This is a genomic window from Vibrio sp. MEBiC08052, from assembly GCF_001506075.1.
Classification (GTDB): Bacteria; Pseudomonadota; Gammaproteobacteria; order Enterobacterales; family Vibrionaceae; genus Vibrio.
Genome location: NZ_KQ947475.1, coordinates 1,044,663 through 1,063,224, shown reverse-complemented (window position 1 = coordinate 1,063,224; position 18,562 = coordinate 1,044,663). Strand labels below are relative to the sequence as shown.

At 46.0% G+C, this 18,562-nt stretch carries 19 protein-coding genes and 1 riboswitch; of the genes, 6 read left to right on the top strand and 13 right to left on the bottom strand.

What is annotated here, in order from left to right; genetic code table 11:
- The first annotated feature begins 442 nt into the window (after window positions 1-442).
- Window positions 443-1,705, top strand: coding sequence for an outer membrane protein transport protein (locus tag VRK_RS04815; RefSeq protein ID WP_059120336.1), 1,263 nt, complete (start codon window positions 443-445; stop codon window positions 1,703-1,705).
- Window positions 1,706-1,773: 68 nt separating this feature from the next.
- Here VRK_RS04815 and VRK_RS04810 read toward each other — a convergent pair whose 3' ends face one another.
- Entirely contained in the window at window positions 1,774-2,235 is a 462-nt protein-coding gene (locus tag VRK_RS04810; protein WP_059120335.1) for a low molecular weight protein-tyrosine-phosphatase, read from the bottom strand.
- 206 nt (window positions 2,236-2,441) lie between these two features.
- On the opposite strand from VRK_RS04810, the gene cobO reads away from it, so the two are divergent.
- Window positions 2,442-3,047 carry a cob(I)yrinic acid a,c-diamide adenosyltransferase gene (gene cobO / locus VRK_RS04805; protein ID WP_059120334.1) on the top strand — a complete coding sequence of 202 codons (606 nt, stop codon included), beginning with the start codon at window positions 2,442-2,444 and terminating at the stop codon, window positions 3,045-3,047.
- A gap of 108 nt (window positions 3,048-3,155) precedes the next feature.
- Here cobO and VRK_RS04800 read toward each other — a convergent pair whose 3' ends face one another.
- The 3 genes from VRK_RS04800 to apbC all read right to left on the bottom strand — a co-directional run bounded on the left by VRK_RS04800 (window position 3,156) and on the right by apbC (window position 7,486).
- Window positions 3,156-5,300, bottom strand: coding sequence for an AsmA family protein (locus VRK_RS04800; RefSeq protein ID WP_059120333.1), 2,145 nt, complete (start codon window positions 5,298-5,300; stop codon window positions 3,156-3,158).
- 307 nt (window positions 5,301-5,607) lie between these two features.
- Window positions 5,608-6,249, bottom strand: coding sequence for a uridine kinase (gene udk, locus VRK_RS04795; RefSeq protein ID WP_059120332.1), 642 nt, complete (start codon window positions 6,247-6,249; stop codon window positions 5,608-5,610).
- Window positions 6,250-6,415: 166 nt separating this feature from the next.
- Window positions 6,416-7,486, bottom strand: coding sequence for an iron-sulfur cluster carrier protein ApbC (gene apbC, locus VRK_RS04790; protein ID WP_059120331.1), 1,071 nt, complete (start codon window positions 7,484-7,486; stop codon window positions 6,416-6,418).
- Window positions 7,487-7,767: 281 nt separating this feature from the next.
- Here apbC and metG point away from each other — a divergent pair, with 281 nt between their 5' ends.
- Complete coding sequence (metG, locus tag VRK_RS04785) at window positions 7,768-9,813, top strand: methionine--tRNA ligase (RefSeq protein ID WP_059120330.1); 2,046 nt, start codon at window positions 7,768-7,770, stop codon at window positions 9,811-9,813.
- A gap of 353 nt (window positions 9,814-10,166) precedes the next feature.
- Window positions 10,167-10,973 carry a hypothetical protein gene (locus tag VRK_RS04780; RefSeq protein WP_059120329.1) on the top strand — a complete coding sequence of 269 codons (807 nt, stop codon included), beginning with the start codon at window positions 10,167-10,169 and terminating at the stop codon, window positions 10,971-10,973.
- Window positions 10,974-11,031: 58 nt separating this feature from the next.
- Here the strand turns inward: VRK_RS04780 and udp are convergent, their stop codons facing one another.
- From udp to moaB, 6 genes are all read right to left on the bottom strand, one after another.
- The gene (udp, locus tag VRK_RS04775; RefSeq protein WP_059120328.1) at window positions 11,032-11,793 is read right to left on the bottom strand and encodes a uridine phosphorylase; all 762 of its coding nucleotides are present in this window, start codon (window positions 11,791-11,793) and stop codon (window positions 11,032-11,034) included.
- Between the two features lie 240 nt (window positions 11,794-12,033).
- A complete protein-coding gene (locus VRK_RS04770; RefSeq protein WP_059120327.1) occupies window positions 12,034-12,450 on the bottom strand; it encodes a CBS domain-containing protein in 417 nt (138 codons plus the stop codon).
- Between the two features lie 176 nt (window positions 12,451-12,626).
- Window positions 12,627-13,079 carry a molybdopterin synthase catalytic subunit MoaE gene (moaE, locus tag VRK_RS04765; RefSeq protein WP_059120326.1) on the bottom strand — a complete coding sequence of 151 codons (453 nt, stop codon included), beginning with the start codon at window positions 13,077-13,079 and terminating at the stop codon, window positions 12,627-12,629.
- Window position 13,080: 1 nt separating this feature from the next.
- A complete protein-coding gene (moaD, locus tag VRK_RS04760) occupies window positions 13,081-13,326 on the bottom strand; it encodes a molybdopterin synthase sulfur carrier subunit (RefSeq protein ID WP_059120325.1) in 246 nt (81 codons plus the stop codon).
- Window positions 13,323-13,802, bottom strand: a complete 480-nt coding sequence (gene moaC / locus VRK_RS04755; protein ID WP_059120324.1) for a cyclic pyranopterin monophosphate synthase MoaC — start codon at window positions 13,800-13,802, stop codon at window positions 13,323-13,325. The genes moaD and moaC overlap by 4 nt, the downstream gene beginning before the upstream one ends.
- 18 nt (window positions 13,803-13,820) lie before the next feature.
- Window positions 13,821-14,327: a molybdenum cofactor biosynthesis protein B gene (gene moaB / locus VRK_RS04750; protein ID WP_059120323.1), complete on the bottom strand. Its 507-nt coding sequence runs from the start codon at window positions 14,325-14,327 to the stop codon at window positions 13,821-13,823.
- On the opposite strand from moaB, the gene VRK_RS20850 reads away from it, so the two are divergent.
- The gene (locus tag VRK_RS20850) at window positions 14,319-14,480 is read left to right on the top strand and encodes a hypothetical protein (RefSeq protein WP_157371852.1); all 162 of its coding nucleotides are present in this window, start codon (window positions 14,319-14,321) and stop codon (window positions 14,478-14,480) included. The genes moaB and VRK_RS20850 overlap by 9 nt on opposite strands.
- 20 nt (window positions 14,481-14,500) lie before the next feature.
- Here VRK_RS20850 and moaA read toward each other — a convergent pair whose 3' ends face one another.
- Entirely contained in the window at window positions 14,501-15,484 is a 984-nt protein-coding gene (gene moaA / locus VRK_RS04745) for a GTP 3',8-cyclase MoaA (protein ID WP_059120322.1), read from the bottom strand.
- A riboswitch (molybdenum cofactor riboswitch) is annotated at window positions 15,473-15,615 on the bottom strand. (Overlaps the previous gene by 12 nt.)
- Before the next feature lie 174 nt (window positions 15,616-15,789).
- On the opposite strand from moaA, the gene yvcK reads away from it, so the two are divergent.
- Window positions 15,790-16,710, top strand: a complete 921-nt coding sequence (gene yvcK, locus VRK_RS04740) for a uridine diphosphate-N-acetylglucosamine-binding protein YvcK (RefSeq protein ID WP_059120321.1) — start codon at window positions 15,790-15,792, stop codon at window positions 16,708-16,710.
- A 53-nt stretch (window positions 16,711-16,763) separates the two neighbouring features.
- Here the strand turns inward: yvcK and luxU are convergent, their stop codons facing one another.
- Complete coding sequence (luxU, locus tag VRK_RS04735; protein WP_231735737.1) at window positions 16,764-17,102, bottom strand: quorum-sensing phosphorelay protein LuxU; 339 nt, start codon at window positions 17,100-17,102, stop codon at window positions 16,764-16,766.
- Between the two features lie 14 nt (window positions 17,103-17,116).
- Window positions 17,117-18,517, bottom strand: a complete 1,401-nt coding sequence (gene luxO / locus VRK_RS04730; RefSeq protein WP_059120319.1) for a quorum-sensing sigma-54 dependent transcriptional regulator LuxO — start codon at window positions 18,515-18,517, stop codon at window positions 17,117-17,119.
- Window positions 18,518-18,562: the final 45 nt, after the last annotated feature.

The following is an 18,562-nucleotide window of genomic DNA, read 5'->3' as shown; positions in this document are numbered from 1 at the left end:
ATAAAGACTTTCTGTGAATAATTTTTGAAATAGATCAATTTTGTTTTGATTTACAGAAAAATAGCCTAAGTTCTTTCCGAAGCACGCAAAAACCCCCGAAAATGTATGGAAGTTTACCACAGATATGAATTGCTCAACGTCTCCGCTCGGTGTGATATATCCATCAGTATAACCTTATCATTCAACACTAAAAATATGACAAATTGATGATTAAACCGCCTGAACTTGATAGAGCATAAACTCTAAAAAGAGACTTTTTTGCCCAAATTCATGCTATATAGCTACCAGTTCGGTAATTTTACATCATGAATTTAAACTGGTCGGATTTCTATGCCCTACACTAGTCACTAGTATCAGCCGCCAACTAAGTAAATGCTCTAATAATAGGGATATTTGCTGAACAAGGTCCATTTAGAGACCGTTAAAAAAGGAAATTTATCTTATGAACAACACGCGCCTGTTTCAGAAAACCCTGATCGCAGTGGCAATATCAGTGACCGCTCAGCAGTCATTTGCCGCAGGTTTCCAACTTAACGCACAATCAGCCACCGGGCTCGGTCGTGCTTTTGCCGGTGATGCCGTGATTGCAGACAATGCCTCTGTGATTGCGAAAAACCCGGCCGCCATGGCTCTGTTTGATGATGTTTCCCTTTCACTCGGTGTTGAAAGTATCACCACACTGATTGATGTGGACGATGCGACCTATACCAATAACATCGCCAAAACGCAAACGAGTGCCAACTACTCAGATGCCGGTGACACATCGTTTGCCCCGAATATCTATCTCATAGTCCCGGTCAATGAAAAATTTGCCTGGGGGCTCAACGCCTATTCTAACTTCGGGACCAAGACTGAATTTGATAGTAATTATGCCGGCTATGAATTCGGTGGTAAGACCGACGTGAAAAGTTTTAACTTCGGTGTCGTCGGCTCCTACCGAATCAATGAACAATGGAGTATTGGTGCCGGTTTGGATCTGATCTACGGGCAAGGTAAGTTTAAACGCCCGTTAAGCCCTCAGGCACAAGTTGCGGTGAAAGCACTCAACTTGAGCTCAGGTGTCGGTACTGACCTTGATGCGGACGGCTGGGCTGTCGGCTATAACTTGGGTGCCGTATACGAATATAATGAGAACAACCGTTTCGGTGTCGATTATCACTATAGCCCGGACCTCAAAGCTGATGGCGATGTAGAATCTGTAAAGTACTCCCAAGCCAGTGGCAGTATCTCTGATACGGTCGTGATGCCACTGCCTGATTTTGCCGAATTCTCCGGTTATCATCGTCTGAATGACGATTACGCAGTTCACTATAGTATTCAGTGGATTAAATGGTCTGAATTCGATGTGCTCGCAGCCGATACCAGTGGCATCATTAACCAATATCAGTGGAAAGATGGCTGGCATTACTCTCTGGGGGGCACCTACTTCTTGAACCAGACATGGACGCTACGCGCCGGGTATATGTATGACACCAGTGCCCAAGACAATGTCCGCTCGATCTCTGTACCTGACTCAGATCGTCAGTGGCTTTCTGCCGGTTTCACTTATCATCTGGATGAAAAATCGAATATCGATTTTGGCTTCACCTACTTAATCGGTGAAGATGTATCCGTCACTGAAGATAATAAAAAATTTGGCAAGATCACCGGGACTACACATGCTGACGCAGTTCTGCTGGGAGTCCAATACAGCCGGAGCTTCTAAGCGCAGAAGTTGTTTGCTGTTATCAATGCAAAATCCGCCCAAGAGGCGGATTTTTTATCGATGACGGATTATAATTTTCTTAACACCGCGTCTGCCGACTCTTCCAACAAATCTAACACGCGTTCAAAGCCATCATCACCCCCATAATAAGGGTCTGGGATTTCTTCTGCTGCTGACTGACCATGACTGAGAAACAGCGATAACTTATGCTGATACTGAGCGGGACATCTATCCTGTAAATCAGCAAGGTTGTCACGATCCGCTGCAAGAATCATATCAAAACACGCGAAATCATCACTTGTCACTGGTCTGGCGGCCATTCCGGTAAAATCATACCCACGTTTTTCACCGGCTATTCTGGCCCGGGTATCGGGAGGATTCCCCTGATGATAGGCAATGGTGCCGGCAGAATCGACATCAACGGCGATTCCCATTTGCGCGGCTTTTGCTTTGAGCACCGCTTCTCCGGTCGGAGAACGACAAATGTTGCCCATACAGACTACCAGAATGGATGGTTTACGTTGACTCATGGACTGTCCTTTATGTGGATTACTTTTGACAAATAACGTTTATACATTCAATCATACTTCGATCAACTTAGCAGGTTTCAACCTAATTCCCAAATTTGCCAATTGCTCAATCTGTTTGCCCTGACCATACTCAAGCTGTGGTTTTTGCTGTCGCAGCATTACGCTATGATACTGTTATTGCGCCCATGAAATAGGAATCTGACATTATGTCACATGAAAATAACCAATCTGATCGTTATCAGGCTCGCCAGCAACGAATCAAAGAAAAAGTGGATGCGAAAATTGCATCAGCAACCGAAGAACGCGGGATTGTGATCGTGATTACCGGTAATGGCAAAGGCAAGTCAACATCAGGGTTCGGCACAGTTGCCAGAGCCGTCGGACACGGGCTGAAGTGCGGCGTTGCGCAGTTTATTAAAGGGACATGGGATAACGGAGAACGGAACCTACTGGAAAAATTAGGCGTTACATTCCATGTTATGGCAACCGGATTCACTTGGGAAACTCAAAACAAAGCGACAGATACTGCTGCCGCACAGGCCGTGTGGGAAAAATGCCAGCAGATGCTGCAAGATGAAACGCTCAACGTGGTGTTGTTAGATGAACTCACATACATGGTCAGTTATGGCTATGTCCCGTTGGAAGAGGTTCTCACGGCACTACAACAACGTCCGCCGATGCAAACTGTCATTATTACGGGTCGTGGCGCCCATCGGGAACTGCTTGATCTGGCAGATACCGTTTCTGAAGTAAAAAATGTCAAACACGCTTTTCAGGCCGGCGTGAAAGCGCAACAAGGGATCGACTGGTAAACTGCCCGCTTTTCTGACCCAAAGACGCCATACAACAGGGACAGGCATACATCTGTCCCTGTATTTTTATCGTAGCTTGCAATCATCGGAATAACCGGCTTGTCTCGGCTAAAACAGTCCTTTCAGCAACTTATTCAGCGCTTTTTTGGTGTTCTCATCTTTAATTTTTCCATCCAGTTTTTCCAAACCTCTATCGAGTTCTTTTTGCACTTTTTGTTTCGCGACATCATCAAACACCAACTTATATTTAGGCTGGGTCCAGCTTCCCTTCACCTGTATCGGAATGGTGACATCTTTCAGTTCATTGATATCTTTGCCGCCTTGACCTTTCAACGTCCCGACAATCGATGTATGGATGACCACATCCACCGTTTGCGCCACGTAATTCACATCGCCCTTGGTATGGACACGTAATAACGGGGACTGCAACGTGCTCTCTTTGATGGTCGCTACACCTTGATTTAAATGGAGAGTCGTACTGGCTGCACTAAAGTCCGTTTTCTGCACACCTTCGGTGTCACCTAACGGTTTTCCTTTCAGTTTTGCATAGCCTTGGCGAATGACCTGAGCAATATTGATACCGTTGACAGCACCATCCTGTAACTGAACTTTCACTGTGCCTGCAACGTTCTCTTTGAGGCGTTTTTCACTCAACCCTTGGCCACGCAGGTCTAGTTCGACAGACCCTTTCCCTTCGAGGCGATCATTATCAGCCAGCGCTTTCAGCACCGGTTGAATCTGAATACCTTGCAAGGATTGCTGCATCTGATAAGTCGCCGGTGTCACGCTGGCATTGAGCACCCCTTTGCCTTGCAAATGACCTTGATATAAATCGGCTTGTAGCTCAGACAGTGTCAGAACACCACGCCGTAGACTGACTTTGATCCCTAAGTTATTGAGCATCAGTTTCTGTGCTTTCAGCCCGGCAATATTTAATGTGCCATCGAGATCAAATGTTTTGAGAGCTGTCAGATCTGGCTCTCGACTCGACGCGGTTTGCGGTGCTTGCGTAGTCGAATCTGCCACGACCGAAGCTTGAGCGGATGGCGCATCCTGCGATGACGAAGCAGTTTCTGTCGCAGGCGGTAAAAACGGGCTGAGATCAATCTGATCCCCTTGAAGCCGGAAGCGAATAGCTGGTTTACTTCCCAAATGGAGCGACGTCTTACCTTGCAGTACCACATCCGCCACTTGTAGTTTTAAATCGCTTAGCGCCAGTTGATTCGCAGGCAGGTTCATCAGAAGGTTTCCCTGTAAAGCAACGGGTAACGGGCTTATCGGCAGCTGTGCTCCGGTCAACTTCAATTGAGTATCCAACCCGCTGACCCGGATTTGCTGATAGTGCTGATCCAGATTCAATGTGCCTTTCCCGGTAAAATCAACCTCATTATCAGCAAGTTTACCGGCAACAGCCACCTCAAACGGTGCATCCTGACCGATCTCGAACTGCGGTAAAGACAGCGTCAGAGAACGCACATCGTTGGTTTTATCCTGATAACTCCCCTTCACAGCTATCTGGCGTAGTGCGTAGCTGCGATAATCATCGGATAAGCGAAATTCTCCTTCTCCCGCAGCCGAGAACTGTTGCACAGCCCGTTTCCCCTGAATCGACCAAGAAAATGTCGTCCACTGGTTCGGGGCAAAAGCACTGATGGTCAGATTCACATCGTTCAGCGCCAGTTGATTTTCAGGCTGAGCCTCATTGAGCACAGAGACGCGAGCCTCACGAATATCCACACCGGCCACGCGAATTTTCCATGGTTGCGCATCTGTCGCAGATGAAGCCGTATCGGTCTGCGCTTGCGCATCAGCGGCAGTCTCAGTCTGCTGCGCCACATCGGATTGCTGTGTTGTTTGTTGTTGACTCAACAGGCTGTCTACATTGGTGGTGCCGTCGCGTAATGTTTCAATCTGAATATCAGCACCGTCCAGATTGACACTGCCGATGTCCAGCTCTTTATCCAGTAACGGCATCACTGCCACATTAATGGAAAGGTGTGATACGTGTAGGAAGTTCTGTCGTTGAAAGCCTGCCGGATTTTTGAGAGATACATCATCGATCTGAAAACCAATTGCAGGAAAAAACTGCCAGCGGATATCACCGCCAATCACAACATCCATCCCCGTTGCTTTTTTCGTTTGTTCGACAATCAGCGGCTTAAACTGATTCGGGTCAACTACCGTGACTAATGTGACGATGCCGGCAGCAATCACAACACAAATTATCACAATCACAAGGAACAATTTTTTCATTGGCATTTTCCTGAACACTTATTTTTCTAATCACTTAGAGAAAACTAAGACCATTGACAGATAAGAATGTTTCTTAAGATAGGTATTTTATAATCAAATGACAACCATATGCACTTTGTCTCTTCCTCAACAACGTCAGCTTCATGTCAAGAAATGACAAACCATGAGGAAATAGCAGCCTCCCCCGTCAACCGTTGTACACCGCTGAGAATCATATTGCGGGAAGAATCATATGGTAGGAATAAAAAATGGCACGCTGTTTGGTGCCATTTCCGATATCAACAAAAAGTCAGTGACGATGCGCAGCTTAGGATTTGAGTAACTTAGCAATATGTGCTTTCAACACATCGATGGCAATCCGGTTTTTCCCGCCACGTGGGACAATGATGTCAGCATACTGTTTAGACGGCTCGATAAACTGCAAAAACATCGGTCTGACTGTTTCCTGATACTGTTTCAACACCGAATCCAGTGTACGCCCCCGCTCTTCAACATCACGTTTCACACGACGCAGCAGGCAAATATCTAACGGAGTGTCCATAAAAATAGTCGCGTGCATCAATTCTCTCAGACGCGGCTCAGTCAACAACAGAATCCCTTCCAGAATAATCACCTTTTTCGGATTCATATGATGGGTATTTTCTGTCCGGGTATGCTCTGTGTAGCTATATTCGGGAACATCGACGGACTCCCCCCGCACCAATTGCTGTAAATGCTCGCATAGCAGATCATGATCCAGCGCACTCGGATGGTCATAGTTGGTTTTGACCCGCTGCTCCATACTCAGATGACTTTGATCCTTATAGTAGCGATCTTCGGTAATCACACCGATTTGGTGATCGCCGACTTTGGCTCGCAATTCACGATATATGGTACTCGCGATCAGACTTTTCCCTGAGGCAGAAGCGCCAGCAATTCCTATAATGACGCATTGATTGTGATCAGACATGATTGTTCACTCGATACATTTGACAAAGAAACCAGATAAGCCGGCGTGATTATAGAGACAAGCTCCACCGGATACCAGATTCACAGAGGCAAAAAAGCATAATTTATCTTGTCTTTCATCAAAGCAGCCTGCACCGCAGACAATCTCTGTCCAATCAATACAAAACTCAGTTCAGATTAGTGAAGGGGATCGCATCCGGGATCACCTGACCATGCCAGTACAAATGGCTGGCAACCCGTTCAGCCATCGCCAGATAAAGACGAGAATGTTCGCTTTCAGGTCGCGCGACAACGGTCGGACAACCGATATCAATATCTTCCCGAACTTGTCGATGCAACGGAATTTGCGCCAATAGACTCAATCCGTACTCTTGCGCCATTTTCTCTGCCCCACCGGTGCCGAAGAGGTCTTCACGGTGACCACACTGACTACAGATGTGATAACTCATATTTTCCACCAATCCGACCACAGGAACGTTGACCTTTTCAAACATCGCCACACCTTTGCGGGCATCCGCGAGGGCCAAATCCTGAGGCGTGGTGACCACCACTGCGCCAGTCAGCGGCATCTGCTGTGACAAGGTGAGTTGAATGTCTCCGGTGCCCGGTGGCATATCCACCACCAAATAGTCCAACGACGGCCATTCGGTTTCATTGAGCAACTGCTGGAACGCTTTGGAAGCCATCGGACCGCGCCATACTGCGGCATCGTCCTTATTCATGAGATAACCGATCGAATGCGAATAAAGTCCGTGTGCCTGCACCGGTTGCATCCAACGCTCATCACGCACCTCCAGTTCAGCATGCACTGTCCCTAACATCATCGGAACCGATGGCCCATAGATATCTGCATCCAAAATTCCGACACGGGCATGAGAGGCTGCCAGCCCTAAGGCCAGATTCACCGCCGTGGTTGATTTGCCGACACCGCCTTTTCCGGAAGTAACCGCGATAATATTTTTAACGCCTTTGACGGGAGAAGCGACCTGAGTCTGTAAGGTTTTCGGCACAATATGCACATCGATGTCACCCGAGACTGGTCGCTCAGTTTGGGCAGCAATCCATTGACGTAACTCGTCCGCCAACGTATTGGCAGCAAAAGGAATTTCAATGTGATAGTGGTCATCTTCATGGGTATAAACCAACCCCGGCTGGGATGCCCAGTCAGAAAGCAGACAAGGGTGAGAGAATTGATTCAACCAGACACAGAGTTGTTGGGGAGGTGTAAGCTGCCGCATAGATTACCTTCTTTACCGGATATAATTTCAATCGACACGCTCACCTGTGATGACACGTTCATCAGGCAGCGCCAAAAGCCTATGCTAACACCACAGTAAACCAGACAGAACCCCTGCAAGATAAAGGAATAACGCCTTGGCGTTATTCCTGTCATCAGGTAGTATTAGCAGTCACAAATTTTTGATACATCACTCCGGCAACCTCAGAATCACATACCAAGCTTTCATACAACTATATTTTGAGGCCATCCGAGTATAACAGACAGAGCGAAAGATAAGTTATGGCAACTGAACCAAGAAAAATTCTGGTAACTTGTGCCCTACCGTATGCAAACGGTTCTATCCACTTAGGTCATATGCTGGAGCATATTCAAGCGGATATTTGGGTGCGCTACCAACGCCTGCGCGGCAATGTCATTCACTTTATCTGTGCAGATGATGCACACGGTACCCCGATTATGCTGAAAGCTCAGCAGATGGGGATCACGCCAGAAGAAATGATTGCCTCGGTCAGTCAGGAACACCAGAAAGATTTTGCCGGTTTTGATATTAGCTTTGATAACTATCACAGCACGCACAGTGAAGAAAACCGTGAACTTTCTTCACTGATTTATCAACAACTCAAAACCAACGGATTTATTTCGAGTCGGACAATTTCCCAGTTGTATGATCCTGAAAAACAAATGTTTTTGCCTGATCGTTTCGTCAAAGGCACCTGCCCGAAATGTCATTCAGAAGACCAATACGGCGACAACTGTGATGCCTGTGGCGAAACCTATAGCCCGACAGATTTGATCAATCCGAAGTCTGCCGTATCCGGTGCGACGCCAGTCATGAAAGATTCTGAGCATTTCTTCTTCGATTTACCCCAGTTTGAAGAGATGCTGAAAGCGTGGACACGTTCTGGTTCTTTGCAAACAGAAATGGCCAACAAAATGCAGGAATGGTTTGAATCCGGTCTGCAACAATGGGACATCTCACGCGATGCACCCTATTTCGGCTTCGAAATTCCGGGCGAAACCGGTAAATATTTTTACGTCTGGCTCGATGCACCGATCGGTTATATGGGCTCATTTAAAAATCTATGTGACCGTCGCGATGATCTGGATTTCGACGAATACTGGCACAAAGACAGTCAGGCTGAACTTTACCACTTCATCGGTAAAGATATTGTCTACTTCCACAGCCTGTTCTGGCCAGCCATGCTAGAAGGCGCCGGTTTCCGGAAGCCGGACAACGTGTATGTTCACGGCTATGTCACGGTGAATGGCGCGAAGATGTCTAAGTCCAAAGGAACATTCATCAAAGCGAGTACGTATTTAGACCATCTGGACCCGGAATGTCTGCGTTATTATTACGCTGCCAAGCTGAATAACCGGATTGATGACCTCGACCTGAATCTGGAAGATTTTACCCAACGGGTGAACTCAGATATCGTCAATAAGATCGTCAATCTTGCGTCACGCAATGCAGGTTTTATCAACAAACGTTTTGCGGGGCAACTGGCAGCAACATGTGTCGAACCAGAGCTGTATCAGACATTTATAGCTGCGGCTGAACATATCGGTGAACTTTATGAGAACCGGGAGTTTGGCCGGGCGATCCGGGAGATCACCGCACTGGCGGATAAAGCCAACCAATATGTTGATGAAAAAGCACCGTGGGTGATTGCCAAACAGGAAGGTAAAGAACAGGAACTTCAAGCGATCTGTTCTATGGGTCTGAACCTGTTCCGCATCCTGATGACTTACCTAAAACCGGTGATGCCAGCACTGGCAGCCCGGAGTGAAGCATTCCTCAATCAAGAGCTGAGCTGGGATAACATCCAGCAACCTTTGGTTGATCATGAGATTGCCACCTTCAAAGCCCTCTTCAGCCGAATCGATCCAAAACAGGTTGAAGCAATGATCGAGGCCTCGAAAGAAGCAGTTGCAGTCGAGAGAGCGATTATTCAAGCGGACGCTCAGGAAGAGACTGAACTCAGCAAAGACCCAATCGCCCCGGAAATCGAATTTGATGATTTTGCCAAAGTTGATTTACGGATTGCCAAGATCTTATCTTGTGAAGCGGTGCCCAAAGCAGATAAGCTGCTTAAATTCCAGTTAGATATCGGTGGCGAAGTTCGTCAGGTCTTTTCCGGTATCAAAGCCGCTTATCAGCCTGAAGAGCTCGTCGGTAAATATACCGTCATGGTTGCCAACCTGAAGCCGCGGAAAATGAAGTTTGGCATGTCTGAAGGCATGATTCTTGCTGCGGGTCCGGGTGGCAAAGATCTGTGGATACTCGAACCGCATGAAGGCGCTCAACCGGGCATGCGAGTAATGTAAATCAATATAATTATCAATCTATGAGAGGCCTTATCGGTTACCGTTAAGGCCTTTTTTATCAATACGCATCTACACGCTTAAACAACGTTTCCCCAAGATCATCATTTATGCACAATAACGGTGCAATACAATTGTAAATAAAACGTTAAAGTGATGATTTTGAAGATAAAACAATCTGGCACTAATTCTGCTTGTTTTTGGCTATAAAGATACAAAGGTGTCTTGACCTTTGTGGGTTGGACTTGTTTACTTTCAATTGTATAGGCTGCTTTTTTAGCACATACAGCGCTCTTCTGCACAAGGCTCAACAACCATAAAAATCAAGGCATCTCTACACAAACAAGGAGTTGGTTATGTTCGTCATTATTTCCATGCTGGTTTCCGTCGGCATACTCGGATTCATGTTTTATCTTGCCAAACAACGTGAGTCTACCTTGCAACGTAAGTATGAGCTGCTTGTTGATTTACGTCAGGTTTTGTATCTATGCCGCCAACACCGGAGTGCCACCCATCATGTGCTCATGTTTGGTGAGCACAGAGATATTGAAATTGAGCACCTTGCCGAACTGCTGAATGATAAAACCACTCACCTCATTTCCATTGCTCATTTTGATAACAAACCCATGTATCGCGTGCTTCAGCTCAAACTGAAAGCACTGATACAGGATTGGTCCGAACGGACGATTTCCCGTAATCAAATGATTCACGGCAAAGCAATCCGCCACTGTATGTTTCTCATGGATGAAGTCATGCTGGCTTGGTTAGTTGAAGTCAATCGGGAAGATTTGAGTGATGAATATCATATGAATTGGCAACAAGTCATTGATGCGATGGACGCTTTGACACAATTCCGAATCTGTATCGAAGAGATGAACACACCCGAAGGACAAACGCGTTTACAACACTGTGCTGAAATACTCGCGAGAAAAGTGAATCAGTTGACAATGGTGAGCCCTTTATCGATTTCATCCCCGACGTGTACCAAAGCACTGACGATTTTATCCGATGTGAGTAAACACCCTGACTACAATATCAGTGCCGAAGCCATGTATCAGATGACCGCTGATATTTCGCTGAGTATTGCTCATGTTTACGATCATATGTTGGGAGAGCTCATTGAGACACTGTACCTTCCGCTCCCAAAGTTACTCACGGCCTAGACCAATAACAGGCGTCATGTGTCATCGAACATGACGCCCCGAAAAGTTTAGGTGCGAATCAAGCAAGCAAGAGCGCTGCAGCTTTTACAACCACTCGTATCGATTTTGCTTCTACTTCTTTCACAACAGCATGATCAGGAATTTCTTTGAGAGTCCGGTTGATAATCACACCGCCCACACAGCCGGCTTGTAAGCCCGCACTGGCACACATGGTGAACAATGTCGCAGATTCCATCTCAAAATTCAGAACACCCATCCCTTGCCACTCTTCAACTGAGCCCTGAAAACGACGTGTGACTCGCCCCGAATAAGTATCATAACGCTCTTGCCCCGGATAGAACGTATCACTGGAAGCGGTAACCCCCGTATGAACCGGAACCCCTTCGTCATCAGCAGCTTGTTTTAATGCTGTCATCGCGGCAAAATCCGACACCGCCGGAAATTCCATCGGTGCAAAATGCAAGCTTGCCCCGTCTAACCGGACAGCCGCCGTCGTCACGATGATATCCCCGATCTGAATATTGGGCTGAATTGCCCCGGTGGTTCCAACACGTAAGAAACTGCGAACCCCTAACTGTGCCAGTTCTTCTACCGCAATTGAAGTGGATGGTCCACCGATACCTGTTGAACAAACAATGACAGGTTTACCCTCAACTTTTGCCCGATACAGCGTAAATTCACGATGACTCGCCAGAAATTCCGGGGAATCCATCTGGTCAGCAATTTTCTTAACGCGTTCAGGGTCACCGGGCAATATCGCCAGTGTCGCACCATTCAGATCTGCTTGCGTGACTCCGAGATGAAAAACTTTATCTGACATTATTGTCTCCTTCATTGTAATCTTGATTGAAATACTCAAACTTCAATATCATGAAATGCTAACAGCACTTTAACCAAGATCTAGCCCATAAGTGTCAACCTGGATCACACATAATGAATCTACATAACATCATATTTCATCAATATGTGACTCACGTCTTTAATGAGTACAAAAAAAAGCCGCGAAATAATATTTCGAGGCTTGTTGAATGCAAGTAAATACTGATTCGATAGGTCAAATTTATACCTGACGTTTAAAGCAACTATGTAGATTTTTATTAATCGCTTTGAGTACAGCCCGCCGATTAATCACACCGACCAATCGGCCATCTTCAACCACTGGATAAGTTGATCGACCATCACGCATATAATCTGCTAACTCTATAATCGGTAAATCCGGACTGACGGTATCAACCACAGGTGTCATACAGTCGCCCACCATATGAGAGTCCTGACAGAAATAACTGACTTTCACCAATTTATCGAGTAGATCATGCTCCGATAAAAAGCCAATCACTCTGCCATGATCATCGATCACCGGGCCACTAAAAAAATCATTAAACTCAATAACTCTTTCCAATGCGGCAGATAATGACATATCAGCTTTAAAGGTAATCGAATGCTGTGTCATATAATGTCTAACTTTGAGTGATTCCATCGTTCTCTCCTTCAAGCCTTTCATCTGGGCCTTTAAGATAAGTGTTGACTAATTTCAGCTAATTGCTAAATAGAATCACTCAATTTCATTCATCATTGTTAACAGAGAAACAAAAAATATCTAGAGAAAGATAGAATCCATTGAACTTGAGGTTGAATCACAATAATTATTGGAAATTACTGCCATTTTTCAGCAGCCGCTCGATCCGACTCTCGACTATCTAACCAACGTTCTCCGCTATTGGTTGTTTCTTTCTTCCAGAAGGGTGCCCGGGTTTTCAGCGTATCCATAATAAAGGCACAGGCAGCAAATGCTGCGTCCCGATGGTAACTACTCACACCGACAAAAACAATTTGCGCACCAATCTCCAAATCACCGATACGGTGAATCACTCGGATCGCAAGCAAAGGCCAACGTTGTAACGCTTGCTCACAAATCGTATTCAGCGCTTTTTCTGTCATTCCCGGATAGTGTTCGAGGTGTAACCCAGTGATCTGACTCCCCAGATTCATGTCTCGAACTTTTCCGACAAACGTTACAACGGCACCAACATCTTCTCCCTGAGACAGCGCCTGATATTCATCGTCAATACAAAAATCATCTTGCTGAACAGCAACTGAGTACCCCATATCAACCTCCTGTCACCGGTGGAAAAAATGCAATTTCATCACCATCATGAATTGCAGTATCCAGAGAAACGATGGTTTGATTGACCGCAGCCAACAAGCTATCAGAGTCCATTGCCAAAGCCCATTTCTCGGAGCGTTTCGCCAAATCTCGCCGCAATTCATCAAGGGTTGCAAATGTACATGGTAATTCCATATCCGCCTGCCCGACGAGCTCCCGAGTTTGAGCAAAAAATAGTACTTTAATCATGATTCCACCTTAAAATGGCCTGATTTTCCTCCGGATTTTTCCAGTAATCGAACAGGGCCAATGACCATATCCTTCTGGACGGCTTTGCACATATCATAAACCGTCAGCGCCGCCACAGATGCGGCGGTCAAAGCTTCCATTTCAACCCCGGTTTTCCCTCTCAACCGACACAAAGATTCGATTCTGACACACAATTCAGTCTCGATTGCTGTCAACCGAACTTCCACTTTCGATAACAACAGTGGATGGCAAAGCGGGATCAGTTCCCATGTTCGTTTCGCGGCTTGGATCCCGGCAATGCGGGCCGTTGCAAAGACATCGCCTTTATGATGCTGACCGGAAAGTATCAATTGCAATGTTTCTTCCGCCATGTAAACCAACGCTTCGGCCCGAGCTTCCCGAACTGAATCGTCTTTTGCGGAAACATCAACCATATTGGCTTCACCGTCAGTATTAATATGAGTGAGTTGACTCATGTTTAACTCCAATACAGCTTATAAATGAGGCATAAAATTGCATGGTCGGTGTGATGCATCCAACTGCTGGCAAATAATTTTCGTCCATGCAGTTTTACAGGCTCCCGTTGAACCCGGCATCGCAAAAATAACCGTATGGTTGGCAAAACCAGCAATCGCCCGCGACTGAATTGTCGAGGTACCAATCTCTTCATAAGAGACCATACGGAATAACTCACCGAATCCTTCCACCTGTTTATCAAATAGTGGTATCAATGCTTCCGGTGTACTGTCTCGTGAAGTAAAGCCTGTCCCACCGGTGATCAAAATAACCTGAACGTCTTCATCAGCAATCCACTGCGAAACAATCGCCCGAATTTTATAGCGGTCATCAATTACAATCTGTTTATCCACTAGCTGATGGCCGACTTGCTGAAGTTGTTCGGCCAGATAACCACCGGATGTATCGTTTTCTTCCGTTCTGGTATCAGAAACGGTTAAGACCGCAATCTTGGCTGGTCTGAATTCGGTTTGTGCATGTCCCATAGAGATTTACCTATTTTGATCATTGATGATAATCGATTGATTCGTCGTCCTGATGCACCATATGAGCAGTTTTCGTCCCCCACCGGTCCATCGTTGAAACAGACGTTTATTGTCAGCGTCTTACTCTCCGGCCAATCCGTTCAATACGATTGACTGGTGACTGTAAAAACGGACTAACCGCCAATCGATGCTAAGTGGGGTGTCATACCCGTGTGACCATCATGTAAAAAATGACTGACGGCTTTTTCACCCAAGGCCTGCTGAATCCGCTCAATCAGTACTGACTGCTGCTTGTCTTGCTGGAGTAAATCACGCAATTCAATACCGGATTCACCAAACAGACACAGGTGCAGCTTGCCTTTCGCTGAGACCCGAAGACGATTGCAGCTCGCACAGAAGTCTTTTTCATAAGGCATGATGAAACCAAGTTCTCCCTGATAGTCGGGATGCGCTAAAACTTTAGCGGGTCCATCATGGCAAGCGCGCACCTTCGAAATCCATCCCTTACCGAGTAGTTGCTGATAAACGGACTGCCCCGAGACATGATGCAGACGGAAGAAATCATCCATGGTTCCGGTCTGCATCAATTCAATAAAACGAAGCTGGATGGGCAAATCACGGATCCAGTCCAGAAATGCGGGTAACTGACGGTCATTCAGCCCCTTCAATAAGACAACATTCACTTTGACTTGAGTGAAACCGACCGCCAGAGCTTGTTCAATACCATCCATGACCTGTCGATATTTATTTTCACCGGTAATCTGATGAAACATCCTCGGATCGAGGCTATCAACACTGACATTGATGTTGGTCAACCCGGCCTGATGCCATTCCGCGGCTGATTTTGCCAGACGAAACCCATTGGTGGTCATCGCCACTTGTTCAATGCCGGGAGTTGAGGAAACGAGACGGATGATATCGGTAAAATCCCGACGTAGCGTCGGCTCCCCACCGGTTAGCCGAACTTTAGAGGTCCCGCAACTTGCGAATGCGGTGATAACCCGCTGAATTTCCGGTAATGATAAAAACTGGGGACGCTGAGCCTCAGTCTGATATCCGTCCGGCAAACAGTAGGTACATTTAAAATTGCATACGTCCGTCAACGACAGACGTAAATAGTAGAATTTACGCTGAAAGTTATCTTCAAATTGAGCCATGGAACACCTTTCCAAACACGGGAGGCAAGATCATTTCCAATCCCACCCTCGGGTCATCAACATCGACCACAGGTTTAACAAGCCTATTCCATCCGGAACTTAGCCCGAAAAACTCGGAGCTATGGCAACTATGAGACATGTGTCATCACAATTAACATGTTTTTCAGTTTACAAATTTTTTTGAACAGATCCTACTTTCTTATCAAAAAATTTGAGGATTCCAGTCAAATTTTCACAGAAGAAGTATTCTGGATCAAAAAATTCAACTACTCTTAGTCGTGATTAATTTATAAATAATGACAACAATGAATTCTTATCAAAAAAAACTTTATCAAGAGAAAAAAGTTGTTGCGATTGGTGGAGGACATGGACTTGGGCGTGTTTTGGCTGCCATTCGTGATTTTGGCCCAAATGCAACGGGCATTGTTGCGACGACTGACAACGGGGGTTCAACAGGTCGGATTCGTCACTGTCAGGGCGGTATTGCATGGGGTGACACTCGTAATTGCATCAATCAGTTGATTACCGAACCCTCGACCGCTTCGATGATGTTTGAGTACCGATTCCGGGGACAGGGGGAACTTGATGGCCATAATTTAGGCAATCTGATGTTAACCGCGTTGGGTAACCTATCCGTCCGACCACTTGAAGCGATCAATTTGATTCGAACCCTGTTGAATGTATCGATCAATATTCTGCCGATGTCAGAACACCCGGCAGATCTCACCGCTCATGCCATTGATGGGAACATCGTCACAGGAGAAACCAATGTGGATGAAATGACTGAGGAACTCATCCGGCTGGAACTTTCTCCACAAGTACCGGCAACTCATGAAGCGGTTGAAGCTATCACTCACGCAGATGCAATTCTGCTTGGCCCCGGTAGTTTTTTGACCAGTATTATGCCACCGTTATTACTTCCTGAATTGGGTAAAGCCATTGCGAAAAACCGTCGGGCCGTCCTTATTTATATTGACAACCTCGCCCCGGAATATGGACCTGCTCAGAAGATGGATCTCAACCGAAAACTCATCTGGTGCCAACGGGCTTGTGGCGGACGACTGGTTGATCTGATTTTGTGTGAAACACCGCCAGAAAAATATCCCACAGATTGTCGGATGATCACCAGTAACCTTGCCTCCCCGGATAAAGGATGGCGTCACGAGCGGGAAAAACTAAGACAGGTAATTGAAGAGCAGCTTATCAACGAGCTGTATAAAAAATAGTGTCAGCAGAGCTCAATGACGAGCTGTCACGCTCATCATTGCTCATTGGGATTTCAAGATTCATGCTGAACTAAACTCATATAAGATGTATATGTCTCACGGAGCTGTTTGATCAGGTTCTGTGTTTCCTGTTTGGTATTGAGCAGTAATCCTTGTTTCCCTCGAGTATCAATATCAATCGCCATCGCACATAAACGATCAGCACCAAAACTCGCGGCACTACTTTTTAATGCATGACTGATCTCTTTCAACAACTCATGCCGCTCTGGCCCTTCACTTTCCGATAACGTCGCCTGATAGTTTTCTAATTCACCAAGGAAAATATCCAATAGCACGGGAATATTGTCCTCTCCGATTTCCTGTGACAATGACGAAATCGTATCTCGATTCATGATTTCACTCATATCTATGCGTTCTCTTCTGCATTCCAAGATTGTAATTTACGGTAAATGGTTGAAGGGCTCACTTCTAGGTAGCCTGCAGCTTTCGGAATATTTCCTTCACATGCATCAATCGCATTTTCAATTGCCATTTTTTCCGTCATCCATAGGGGAAAGATTTCATGGACTGAAGGTTTCCTTTCTTCCATCATCGGCTGAACCAAACGGAGATAGCTCTCTTTCGGTTGATTCAACGGTGGCGGTAACATGCTAAGCGTGATTTCTTTGCCCTGATTCAATACAACCACATTACGTAAAACGTTTTGTAACTGGCGAACATTGCCCGGCCACTCGTACTGTCTGAACCGTTCCACAACTTCAGCAGCAAGACGAACAAAATCTTTCTCTTCTTCTTTGGACATATATCCGAGTAAAGAGTAAGCGATTTCGATGACATCATCACCCCGTTCCCGAAGTGGCGGCAAATGAAGTGGGATAACATATAAACGATAGTACAAATCTTCCCGGAAACGACCTTCCTGAACCTCTTTCCACGGATCACGGTTTGTCGCACACACAAAGCGAACATCAACACTTTTCATTTTTGATGAACCGACTTTCTGGAATGTACCAGTTTGGATAAATCGCAACAATTTAGTCTGTAAGTCCAAATCCATCTCACAGAGCTCATCCAGAAATAGTGTCCCGCCATCAGCAAGCTCGGCAGCGCCCTGCCGATCGGTTGCGGCTCCGGTAAAAGCGCCTTTGACATGACCGAACAGTTCACTTTCAATTAAATCTTTCGGAATCGCTGCACAGTTAATGGCAATGAAAGGTTTATCGCCTCGTCGGCTGGCAGCATGAATTGCTTCAGCACACACTTCTTTCCCCGTACCACTTTCTCCGGTAATAAAAATACTGGCTTTACTCGCGGCCGCAGAGTCAATGGTTCGATAAACCGCCTGCATGGTTTGACTACTACCGATGAATCCCTGATAGTTTTGGCTGCGCGGATCATCAGAATCACTTTTAATTTTTGAAGCTTTGCGAATTGCATTATTCACCGTGACACGTAATCGGTCAGCTTCGCATGGTTTAATTAAAAAATCCTGAGCACCGTAGCGCATAGCTTCAACAGCCGTATCAATTGAACCATGAGCAGTCATGAAAATGACGGGAACATCAGGATATTTCCGTTTCACCTCATGTAGAACATCCATCCCTGTCATATCAGGAAGACGTAAATCGAGCAAAATTAGATCGGGTTCTCTTTTTTCAAGACTTTCTAACGCCTCTTTCCCGGTACCGACAATGTTGATGTCAATATCCAGAGGCTCAAGATAGGTTCGATACAGCACGGCAACAGACGCTGTATCTTCAACCATCAGCAGATATCTACTTTTTTGTGGTAACTGTTCAGATTGCATAACTTAGCCAACTTAAATTGCATTTTGCACAATGATCGCATTGAG

Coding starts and splice junctions, on each gene's coding strand:
- VRK_RS20850 (WP_157371852.1), top strand. CDS start 14,319: ATGTCCCATAGAGATTTACCTATTTTGATCATTGATGATAATCGATTG.
- luxO (WP_059120319.1), bottom strand. CDS start 18,517: ATGCAATCTGAACAGTTACCACAAAAAAGTAGATATCTGCTGATGGTT.
- moaB (WP_059120323.1), bottom strand. CDS start 14,327: ATGGGACATGCACAAACCGAATTCAGACCAGCCAAGATTGCGGTCTTA.
- moaA (WP_059120322.1), bottom strand. CDS start 15,484: ATGGCTCAATTTGAAGATAACTTTCAGCGTAAATTCTACTATTTACGT.
- luxU (WP_231735737.1), bottom strand. CDS start 17,102: ATGAATCGAGATACGATTTCGTCATTGTCACAGGAAATCGGAGAGGAC.
- VRK_RS04770 (WP_059120327.1), bottom strand. CDS start 12,450: ATGGAATCACTCAAAGTTAGACATTATATGACACAGCATTCGATTACC.
- VRK_RS04780 (WP_059120329.1), top strand. CDS start 10,167: ATGTTCGTCATTATTTCCATGCTGGTTTCCGTCGGCATACTCGGATTC.
- VRK_RS04800 (WP_059120333.1), bottom strand. CDS start 5,300: ATGAAAAAATTGTTCCTTGTGATTGTGATAATTTGTGTTGTGATTGCT.
- moaD (WP_059120325.1), bottom strand. CDS start 13,326: ATGATTAAAGTACTATTTTTTGCTCAAACTCGGGAGCTCGTCGGGCAG.
- metG (WP_059120330.1), top strand. CDS start 7,768: ATGGCAACTGAACCAAGAAAAATTCTGGTAACTTGTGCCCTACCGTAT.
- moaC (WP_059120324.1), bottom strand. CDS start 13,802: ATGAGTCAACTCACTCATATTAATACTGACGGTGAAGCCAATATGGTT.
- cobO (WP_059120334.1), top strand. CDS start 2,442: ATGTCACATGAAAATAACCAATCTGATCGTTATCAGGCTCGCCAGCAA.
- udk (WP_059120332.1), bottom strand. CDS start 6,249: ATGTCTGATCACAATCAATGCGTCATTATAGGAATTGCTGGCGCTTCT.
- VRK_RS04815 (WP_059120336.1), top strand. CDS start 443: ATGAACAACACGCGCCTGTTTCAGAAAACCCTGATCGCAGTGGCAATA.
- udp (WP_059120328.1), bottom strand. CDS start 11,793: ATGTCAGATAAAGTTTTTCATCTCGGAGTCACGCAAGCAGATCTGAAT.
- moaE (WP_059120326.1), bottom strand. CDS start 13,079: ATGGGGTACTCAGTTGCTGTTCAGCAAGATGATTTTTGTATTGACGAT.
- apbC (WP_059120331.1), bottom strand. CDS start 7,486: ATGCGGCAGCTTACACCTCCCCAACAACTCTGTGTCTGGTTGAATCAA.
- yvcK (WP_059120321.1), top strand. CDS start 15,790: ATGAATTCTTATCAAAAAAAACTTTATCAAGAGAAAAAAGTTGTTGCG.
- VRK_RS04810 (WP_059120335.1), bottom strand. CDS start 2,235: ATGAGTCAACGTAAACCATCCATTCTGGTAGTCTGTATGGGCAACATT.